Origin of the sequence: Rathayibacter sp. RFBD1 (assembly GCF_002932915.1) — a bacterium.
Classification (GTDB): domain Bacteria; phylum Actinomycetota; class Actinomycetes; order Actinomycetales; family Microbacteriaceae; genus Rathayibacter.
Genome location: NZ_PSWQ01000034.1, coordinates 1 through 1,816 on the forward strand (window position 1 = coordinate 1; position 1,816 = coordinate 1,816).

Below are 1,816 nucleotides of genomic sequence, written 5' to 3' on the forward strand. Positions count from 1 at the left end.
GGGTTGTAGGGGGTGTGCTCGGTGAAGCGCGCGGGGTCCTCGAGCTCGAGGTCGCCGTACACCTCGTCCGTCGAGATGTGGTGGTACCGCACGTCGTGCCGGCGCACCGCCTCGAGCAGGGCGGCGGTCCCGAGGATGTTCGTCGCCAGAAACGGCGCCGGATCCTCCAGCGAGTTGTCGTTGTGCGACTCCGCGGCGAAGTGCACCACCAGATCCGACTCCCGGACCAGCCGGTCGACGAGCGGGGCGTCGGCGACGTCGCCCTCGACGAAGGTGATCCGGTCCGACACCGGCGCTACCGAGCGGAGGTCGCCGGCGTAGGTGAGCTTGTCGAGCACGGTGATCCGGACGTCGGGGCGCTCGCGCAGGGTGAGGTGGACGAAGTTGCTGCCGATGAAGCCGGCACCGCCGGTGACGAGGATCCGCACGAGTGCTCCTACTGGTTCGAGGAAGGGACGAAAGGCGTCGGACGCCCGGGTCGCGGTCGACGACACGGGCGGACTCCGGTGGGCGCTCAGACGGAGGATGATCCCCGCGCGAGAGCGGGCAGCTGCTGGAGGTAGGCGCCGTAGCCGCTCTTGACCAGCGGTGCAGCGAGCTCGGCGAGGCGGGTGTCGTCGATCCAGGAGTTGCGCCAGGCGATCTCCTCGATGCAGCCGATCTTGAATCCCTGCCTCTGCTCGATCACGCGCACGAACTCGGTCGCCTCGATCATGGAATCGAAGGTCCCGGTGTCGAGCCAGGCCGTTCCCCGATCGAGCACCTGGACAGTGAGAGCACCGGCCTCGAGATACCGCTCGTTGACCGTCGATATTTCCAGTTCGCCGCGCGCTGACGGCTTGATGCTCTTGGCTATCCCGATCACGGAGTTGTCGTAGAAGTAGAGGCCGGGGACAGCGAAGGTGCTCTTCGGAGAAGAGGGCTTCTCCTCGATGGAGACGGCTCGGAAGTGCTCGTCGAACTCGACGACTCCGTAGGCGCGCGGGTCGGCGACCTGGTAGGCGAAGATGACGGCGCCCTCGATCGTGGTGTTCGCCGCGAGGGCGGTGCCCAGGGCGGTGCCGTGGAAGATGTTGTCACCCAGGACCAGGGCGACCGACTCGTCGCCGATGAACTCCTCGCCGATCAGGAACGCCTGCGCGAGCCCGTCGGGGGAGGGCTGCACGGCGTACTCGATCCGCATGCCCAGGCTCGACCCGTCGCCCAGCAGTGCGCGGAACTGGTCGTTGTACTCGGGGGTCGTGATCACGAGGACCTCGTCGATCCCGGCCATCATCAGCGTCGACAGCGGGTAGTAGATCATCGGCTTGTCGTAGATCGGCATCAGCTGCTTCGAGATGCCCTTGGTGATCGGCCACAACCGCGACCCCGAACCACCCGCGAGGATGATGCCCCTCACAGATGAAGCCCTCTCGACACAGGAGCGGCGGAGGCACGGAGCGGTTCCTGAGCGGAGCAGGTCCCGCCGGCGGCGGCGGCCGGAGGAGAGGAGATGAGCACGGGCGTAACCGTAGCAAGGTCACGTTTCGCCGAAGTCACAGGAGGCCCCGTCAGGCCCTGTTTCGGCCTCTGGAGCGTCCCCCGGAGAGGGTAGCTGGAGAAGGAGAATGAGTCACCGACGGTTGCTCTGCCTCTCCGCGTCTCATTCCTGCTTCTGTGGGGAGTGCTTCTTCTCTTTCATTCCTGAGCGGAGTACTTCTCCTCGGTGGCGGCCTTCGCGGGGCGCCACCAGTCCTCGTTGGCGCGGTACCAGTCGATGGTGGCGGCGAGTCCGGCGTCGAAGTCGGTGTAGCGGGGGCGCCAGTCGAGTTCGGTG

2 protein-coding genes and 1 pseudogene are annotated in these 1,816 nt (G+C 66.6%); all 3 read right to left on the reverse strand.

Going from position 1 to position 1,816, the window contains the following annotated elements; all coding sequences use genetic code 11:
* Window positions 1-428 (reverse strand): GDP-mannose 4,6-dehydratase (locus C5D50_RS16240; protein ID WP_146083974.1); only part of this gene is annotated, 428 nt, incomplete at its 3' end.
* An 86-nt stretch (window positions 429-514) separates the two neighbouring features.
* The gene (gene rfbA / locus C5D50_RS16245) at window positions 515-1,399 is read right to left on the reverse strand and encodes a glucose-1-phosphate thymidylyltransferase RfbA (RefSeq protein WP_104232715.1); all 885 of its coding nucleotides are present in this window, start codon (window positions 1,397-1,399) and stop codon (window positions 515-517) included.
* 278 nt (window positions 1,400-1,677) lie between these two features.
* Window positions 1,678-1,816, reverse strand: a pseudogene (locus tag C5D50_RS16930) (dTDP-glucose 4,6-dehydratase); the annotation flags it as partial.